Origin of the sequence: Brevibacillus sp. HB1.4B (assembly GCF_013284285.1) — a bacterium.
Taxonomy (GTDB): domain Bacteria; phylum Bacillota; class Bacilli; order Brevibacillales; family Brevibacillaceae; genus Brevibacillus; species Brevibacillus porteri.
Window position 1 is genome coordinate 93,714 of sequence record NZ_JABSUT010000015.1, and the last position, 6,318, is coordinate 100,031.

Here is a 6,318-nt window from a genome sequence, read left to right on the forward strand (position 1 = left end):
ATAGTAAGTATGTCGTCGTATGAATTCAACCGTCTCATGCCTTTTTTGGTTCAGACGCAAAAGGAGGATACTATGCTACGCAGTCTTTTTTCCCGAAAAAAACAACAACAAGAGGTAACCTTTCTTGCACCTTTAACAGGTACCGTACTCCCCCTGTCCGAAGTTCCTGATCCTGTATTCGCAGGAAAAGTCGTCGGTGATGGAGTAGCGATTTTGCCAAGTGCAGACACTCTCGTCTCCCCTGTCGATGGAAAGGTAACGCATCTTTTCCCTACTCACCATGCTATCGGGCTGTCGACTGAAAGTGGTCTTGAGATATTGATGCATATTGGAATCGATACCGTGAAATTAAACGGGAAAGGCTTTACCCCATTTGTCTCCGTTGGCGATCAAGTGAAAGCTGGCGACAAGCTCATCCAATTCGACAAGAGCGTACTGGAAGAGGCGGGTTGTCCGATTGTAACACCGATCGTTATTACAAACGGTGATCGGGTTGCTGAAAAAAATGTGGTGGCAAAAGCAACTGTGCAAGCAGGTCAAGAGCCACTGATGACTGTCGTCTTAAAATAAAGCGAAGCGCATGGTTGAAGGAGGTACAACATGGTTCAATTTGAAGTAACCGTCAATGTAGAGGGTGGGCTCCACGCGAGACCAGCAGCTCTACTCGTGAATTGTTCGTCGCAATCTCAGTCAAAAATTACGCTGAGCAAAGGGACAAAACACGCAGATGGCAAAAGCATTCTCGGCATCATGACGTTGGGTGTTTCCCAAGGCGACACCCTGACCGTTCAGATCGACGGCGCGGATGAACAAAACGTAGCCACTGCGATTCAGCAGCTATTGGAGCAATCCTCGTCAAACATATAGTGTAAACGACGGACAGGAAGGTGAAGGATGTATGTTAAAAGGAATCCCAGTTTCCGCTGGCATTTCGATTGCCCCTGTTTTACGCCTCACACACGAAACAGCCATCGCGCAGGCAGAGTCCACCACTCCAGTGGATACGACGCAGGAGCTAGGGCTACTTAGCAAAAGCGTAGAGCAAGCACGCGAACAACTGGAAAAGCTAAAGGAACAGACAGAGGAACAATTAGGCTCGGAAAAAGCGGCCATCCTCTCTGCTCATATCGCCTTTTTGGATGACCCGGCATTTGTCGGGGAGATGAGTGCGCTCATCGAAAATCAACAACTGGCGGCATCTGCCGCCGTCTCGCAAGTAGCCGATCAATTCATTGCTCTCTTTGAGAGTATGGACGATGCCTACATGAAAGAGCGTGCGGATGATATTCGTGATGTGAGCCGCCGTCTGATTCGAAATATTTCGGGCGGTGACACCGTCATCTCCTACCCGGAAGAGCCTTTCATCCTGGTTGCATGGGACGTCACCCCATCCGAGACGCTTCAGCTTCCACTCCAGCATGTACGGGGAATTGTCACGGCCAAAGGTGGCGCTACCTCACATGCAGCCATATTGGCACGCTCTCTCGGTATTCCCGCTGTCATGGGTGCAGGCGATACCTTAATGGAAAAAGTAGACTCCGGAAGTTTGCTGATCATCGATGGAACTTCTGGACAGCTGATTGTTTCGCCTGATGCGGATACACTGGCTGCCTATCAGGAAAAAGCCGCGCAGGAAGAAAAGGAACGCAAAATGTACGAAGCCATTAAGGAGCTGCCTGCCGAAACAACCGATGGCCACCGCGTTCACCTGATGGCAAACATGGCCGTGCCTGAAGAATCGGATGCACTGGTCGCATCTGGTGTAGAAGGAATCGGGTTGTTCCGCTCCGAGTTTTTGTTCATGGATCGCAGCACCCTTCCCGATGAGGCCGAACAATTTGCTGCATATAAGCATGTAGCCGCTGCTTTTGGCGACAAGCCAGTCATCATTCGCACCTTAGATGTTGGCGGTGACAAGCATTTGCCAGCACTCGCGCTTCCACAGGAGGAAAACCCGTTCCTTGGCTTCCGCGCCATGCGCATCTCATTAGCTAGACCGGAATTGTTCCTGGTGCAATTACGCGCTCTCTTGCGTGCCAGTGCATTTGGTCGCCTGCTGATCATGTTCCCGATGATTTCCCATCTGGAGCAGCTGCGTGAAGCCAAACGATTGTTAGAGCAAGCGAAAGCAGAGCTTCGGGCAGAAGGAATCGCTTTTGACGAGAAGATCGCAGTAGGCATGATGATGGAGATTCCGGGTGCTTGCCTGCAAGCAGATGCGTTTGCGAAAGAGGTAGACTTTTTCAGCATCGGCACGAATGATCTCGTTCAATATACGCTGGCCGTAGACCGGATGAATGCCAATATTGCCGAGCTGTACAGCTACTACCATCCGGCCGTATTACGATTGATTTCCCAAGTCATCGAGGCTTCCCATCGGGCGGGCATTTGGACTGGGCTGTGTGGAGAAATGGCGGGAGATCCGTTGGCAACCAAGCTCCTGCTCGGATTGGGACTCGATGAGTTCAGCGGTGCCGCTTCGTTGATGCCAAAAGTCAAAGAACGTATCCGCTCCACCAGCGTAGAAGAAGCGAAGCAACTGGCCAAACACGTTCTTACACTCTCTACTGTAGACGAGGTTGTTCACTATCTGAAAGACAAAGCCTTATAAAAGGTTTTGTCGCCTGAGTAGTGTAAGCGCTTTCAACATATCGATCAGAATGGTCTCTCTCCGGCTTATTCCTTGTGCCCTCATCATTTTGCCATTCATCCGGAGAGCGGCTTCCCTGATAAATTCATTTCATTCCAAGGAGGTTTTATCCTATGCTCGCTTTTCTGCAAAAGATTGGGAGAGCCCTCATGCTCCCGGTTGCAACGTTGCCAGCCGCAGCGATTTTGCAAAGCTTTGGTCTTCTCAAATTCGAGAAGGACCTCAATCTCGGCGCCTTTGGTGCATTCATGGACTCCTACATCGCTCCGCTTTTGGCTGCTGGTGGTTCAGCCATTTTTGACAACCTGGCTTTAATCTTTGCTGTCGGTGTTGCCATTGGATTGGCAGGAGATGCTGTTGCTGCTTTGGCTGCTGTCATCGCCTACGTCGTATTAACGAAAGTACTTGCAGCTGTTCCTGCTGCCTTGCCTTTCATCGCGGATGATATAAAACTGAACATGGGTGTCATCGGCGGTATTATGGCGGGTGGTATGGCAGCGTTTTTCTACAACCGCTACCATTCGATCAAGCTACCAGAATGGCTAGGCTTCTTCGGTGGAAAACGCTTCGTCCCGATCATCACTTCTCTTTCCATGGTTGTCATCGGTTTGATTTTCGGGATCATTTGGGGGCCCATCCAGATTGCCCTTGACTCATTGGGCTCTTGGATCGTAGGTCTCGGCGCAACAGGTTCTTTCTTGTTCGGATTCTTCAACCGATTGCTCGTTCCATTTGGTCTGCACCACGTACTCAATGCGATTGCCTGGTTCCAGATCGGTGACTTTACCGATGCGACAGGAAAAGTCGTACACGGCGACTTGCATCGTTTCTTTGCGGGAGACCCATCAGCAGGAATGTTTATGACTGGTTTCTATCCGATCATGATGTTCGCACTTCCTGGAGCGGCTTTCGCTATTATTCACTCAGCGCGTCCTGAAAAACGCAAAGTAGTTGCTTCTATGTTTATCGGTGCAGCTCTCGCTTCGTTCCTGACCGGGATTACCGAGGTAGTTGAATTTGCGTTCATGTTCGCTGCTCCACTCCTGTATTTTGTTCACGCGATATTGACGGGTGTGTCCGGGTATATCGTGACCTCTCTGGGTATCAAGCACGGCTTTGGATTCTCAGCGGGTCTGATCGACTACGGCATCAACTACCACCTCTCTACGAATGCTTGGATGATCATCCCGATTGGTCTGGCATTCGCCGTGGTCTACTACTTCCTGTTCCGTTTCCTGATCGTGAAGCTGAACCTCAAGACGCCAGGACGAGAAGATGACGAAGAAATGACAGTTACAGCTACAGGAAGGAACAATTCGATGCAGGATAAAGCGATCCAAGTGCTCACTCACATTGGTGGAAAAGAAAACGTCGTTAGCGTAGACGCTTGCATCACTCGTTTGCGTCTCGTCTTGAAGGATGACAAGAAGGTCAACGACAAAGCCTTGAAGGACCTCGGTGCAGCAGGTGTTATGCGACTGGGTCAAGGAAGCGTGCAAGTCGTCTTCGGAACCCATTCGGAGCTGCTAAAAGAAGAGATCAGCAAGCTATAAAATACAACGAATGCCCGGTCACGGTGAAGTCCGTACCGGGCTTTTTTCTGTTTCCTGAACGGGTAACGGACGCGACCCGGCATCATTCCCACCATGTGTCGTACGATATGGGCATCCCGCGTTGTTTTCCAACTCCTTTTCAAATAGTAACAAGCGCTCGAGAAATCCCTCGCAAGCCGGCATACTCTGTGGCGCCATCATTTCAATTTCGTAAGCGACGGTTTTTCTCCATATTTCCAGCTGCCTTCTATTTGCCTCCCAAGCGTTCAAGCCCCCCACCCCTTTTGCTAAATCAGCAAACCATTCGGATAAAAAGATCAAGCATGTTACATCGTAGTTTTTTAGCCAACACTGGCAAATGATTAGCCTTGAAGTCATATTCTCCCTTCTCGTACTTCAAGTATGTCGAAGCATTTCGAAACCCGAGTGCTTCCGCCATCTCTTGCAAGGTCAGCTTGCACTCATTACGTCGTTGCGCGATAAACGGGAGGTTGAGTCGTTCCACCAGTTATCCCCTCCTGATTTGCAAAAATGGCAAATATTTATAGTTACATCATATCCTTTCAATTTTAGCAAAGTCAATACAGATTTTGTCATATTAGCAATCTTGTTTTTTCCGTTTTGGAAAATTGTTAGAATGGAATTGCCAAAACGATAAAGGTGGTCTCACGATGTCCATAATTGGTCAACGCATAAAATGGCTGCGCGAACAAAAACAATGGTCTCAACTTCAATTAGCTGAAAAGCTGGGCATACATAATACCGTACTTTCGCGGATCGAGTCAGGCGAAAAGAAGGGCGTCGATTTTCATCTGATTTCCAAAGTCGCAGATTTATTTGAAGTATCCACCGATTTTCTCCACGGGCGCACGGAGGAACCAACCTGGCAACGCGGTTCTGTCCGGGAAACACCGGCGACCTTCTTAGATGTCGATGGCCTGTCAGAGGACGAGCTGGTTGAGGTCAAGCGCCATATTGAATTTTTAAAGTGGAAGGCTTTGCAAGAAAAGAACGAAGATCCTTCGTAAGATGGACAGATAACAGAAAAACCCCTGTCTCCAGGGGTTTTCATCATGGCAAGCGTCAAGCGTACTCACCTGATGCTTTTTTATATAGGCTGTGTTATTCTTCGCTGTCGTTAGCCATTTCGTCTGCATTCAACTCGATCCAGCTCTGCGACCAGGTCTCAATCCCTTTGAGCACTGGAGTCAGAGCTTTCCCCATCTCCGTTAAGGAATACTCTACGCGGACAGGTGCAGAATCAGTAAACACCTGCCGATGCACGAGTCCTTCCTTCTCCAAATCCTTCAAACGCTCAGAAAGTAGCCTTCCGCTAACTGGCAGTGCCCCTTCCAATGCACAAAATCGCTGTGGTCCCGACAACAACTGGTATAGGATTAGACCTGTCCATCGCTTTCCCAACAACTGCATACCTTTTTCGAACTTCGGACAGAGGGTAGACTCTTTCATAGGTATCACCTCATTCTCCTTTCAGTATACCGCTCTTTGTTCAATCCATCAAAACCAATGATGCGAATCAACCTTGAAAATTGCACTTGCCAACCGTTGGGATTTTAATCGAATGACTTGACTTAAGAAATTATTATTGTATACTTACTAACGAAAAGTAACTTTGTTACACATTTAAATTTATCGGAGGGATTCATACATGTCAAATCGTTTTGAATGGAGCGCACTTATTCTACGTGTGATTGCTGGTCTTACTTTTGCCATTCATGGAGTGGCTAAATTCCAAATGGGGCTGGAGAATGTCGCTGGTTTCTTCGGAACCATGGGACTTCCTGCATTCATTGCTTATCTCGTAGCCTTCTTGGAGGTAGTCGGTGGTATCGCCTTGATTCTGGGTCTGGGTACTCGCGTGTTCGCAGGTGCTTTGTCTGTTGTTATGATTGGTGCCATCTTTACAGCCAAGCTCGCTGCTGGCTTCTTGGGCGGTGAAGGTGGAGCTGGTTATGAATTGGATCTGGCCTTGCTTGCGATGTTGGTTGCTCTTGGCATCAGCGGCAGCTCCAAGTTCGCACTGGACACTATTCTGTTTGGAAAAAGCTCGGTTGAGTAATTCCATTGTTACATGTATAAAAGCCAGTCTGAAGG

The 6,318-nt window shown here is 48.7% G+C and carries 9 protein-coding genes; 6 read left to right on the forward strand and 3 right to left on the reverse strand.

The window, feature by feature from the left end; all coding sequences use genetic code 11:
* Positions 1-72 precede the first annotated feature (72 nt).
* From HP398_RS27915 to nagE, 4 genes are all read left to right on the forward strand, one after another.
* Positions 73-570, forward strand: a complete 498-nt coding sequence (locus HP398_RS27915; RefSeq protein ID WP_017246890.1) for a PTS sugar transporter subunit IIA — start codon at positions 73-75, stop codon at positions 568-570.
* A gap of 30 nt (positions 571-600) precedes the next feature.
* Complete coding sequence (locus HP398_RS27920; RefSeq protein WP_012683821.1) at positions 601-867, forward strand: HPr family phosphocarrier protein; 267 nt, start codon at positions 601-603, stop codon at positions 865-867.
* A gap of 31 nt (positions 868-898) precedes the next feature.
* The gene (ptsP, locus tag HP398_RS27925) at positions 899-2,611 is read left to right on the forward strand and encodes a phosphoenolpyruvate--protein phosphotransferase (RefSeq protein WP_173624246.1); all 1,713 of its coding nucleotides are present in this window, start codon (positions 899-901) and stop codon (positions 2,609-2,611) included.
* A gap of 152 nt (positions 2,612-2,763) precedes the next feature.
* Entirely contained in the window at positions 2,764-4,203 is a 1,440-nt protein-coding gene (gene nagE / locus HP398_RS27930; RefSeq protein ID WP_173624247.1) for an N-acetylglucosamine-specific PTS transporter subunit IIBC, read from the forward strand.
* 18 nt (positions 4,204-4,221) lie between these two features.
* On the opposite strand, the gene HP398_RS27935 is transcribed toward nagE, so the two are convergent.
* Positions 4,222-4,473 (reverse strand): hypothetical protein, encoded by a 252-nt coding sequence (locus HP398_RS27935; protein ID WP_173624248.1) that lies wholly within the window; start codon positions 4,471-4,473, stop codon positions 4,222-4,224.
* A gap of 22 nt (positions 4,474-4,495) precedes the next feature.
* The gene (locus HP398_RS27940) at positions 4,496-4,708 is read right to left on the reverse strand and encodes a helix-turn-helix domain-containing protein (RefSeq protein WP_017246886.1); all 213 of its coding nucleotides are present in this window, start codon (positions 4,706-4,708) and stop codon (positions 4,496-4,498) included.
* A 166-nt stretch (positions 4,709-4,874) separates the two neighbouring features.
* On the opposite strand from HP398_RS27940, the gene HP398_RS27945 reads away from it, so the two are divergent.
* Positions 4,875-5,231 (forward strand): helix-turn-helix domain-containing protein, encoded by a 357-nt coding sequence (locus HP398_RS27945; RefSeq protein WP_026042917.1) that lies wholly within the window; start codon positions 4,875-4,877, stop codon positions 5,229-5,231.
* A gap of 94 nt (positions 5,232-5,325) precedes the next feature.
* Here HP398_RS27945 and HP398_RS27950 read toward each other — a convergent pair whose 3' ends face one another.
* Positions 5,326-5,673, reverse strand: a complete 348-nt coding sequence (locus HP398_RS27950) for a winged helix-turn-helix transcriptional regulator (RefSeq protein ID WP_017246884.1) — start codon at positions 5,671-5,673, stop codon at positions 5,326-5,328.
* A gap of 199 nt (positions 5,674-5,872) precedes the next feature.
* Between HP398_RS27950 and HP398_RS27955 the strand changes: the two genes are divergently transcribed.
* Complete coding sequence (locus HP398_RS27955) at positions 5,873-6,283, forward strand: DoxX family protein (RefSeq protein WP_017246883.1); 411 nt, start codon at positions 5,873-5,875, stop codon at positions 6,281-6,283.
* The last annotated feature ends 35 nt before the right edge of the window (positions 6,284-6,318 follow it).